This is a genomic window from Streptomyces mutabilis (genome assembly GCF_014649815.1).
GTDB lineage: Bacteria > Actinomycetota > Actinomycetes > Streptomycetales > Streptomycetaceae > Streptomyces > Streptomyces mutabilis.
This window is the reverse complement of the sequence record NZ_BMTT01000237.1, coordinates 1-576: the sequence shown is the minus strand read 5'-3', so window position 1 is coordinate 576 and position 576 is coordinate 1. Positions and strand designations below refer to the sequence as shown.

1 protein-coding gene is annotated in these 576 nt (G+C 26.7%); it reads left to right on the top strand.

Annotated elements, in window-relative coordinates:
• Nucleotides 1-271 precede the first annotated feature (271 nt).
• A partial coding sequence (locus IE142_RS40165; RefSeq protein WP_229831285.1) for a glycosyltransferase family protein occupies nucleotides 272-576 on the top strand: 305 nt, incomplete at its 3' end.

The following is a 576-nucleotide window of genomic DNA, read 5'->3' as shown; positions in this document are numbered from 1 at the left end:
ATACTAAGTGGAGTAACCATGACAAACAATTTAAAAACCGTTTATCGTGGGTACTATCACAATAGTTGTATTCATAAACAATAAAGTTTATTATAAGCTCGTTTGTAAGTGACTCGTTATTTTAAATTTTTTGATTATAAAAAGGTAAATATTGTTAGTAGTATGTATTTTCGTGTGAATTATTTTTAAATGTTTATTAGTTCTATTAATATTATAAGTTTTTATTATGTTACAATGTTTGTAAAATAAACTTAATTATATGAGGTAAATTATGTACTATTTTGTAGGTAATAACATCGGTCATAAAACTGCTGGTATAGAAAAAGCAATGATTAATCGGTTAAACCTATTTAAAGCATATCATTATCAAGCTAAAATTTTATTACTAGCATGGAATCGCTATTTAACTCAAACAGCATCGCAATATATTAATAGCGAAGATTATGTAAACATGTATGATTATTTTCAAGAAGCAAGTAACGTAACATCAGTGTTCAGTAAAAATTGGCTTCATTACTGGAGAGATGAATGTGGTTATACTATAAAACCGGTTTCTGAGACAAATGACGTTCGGAT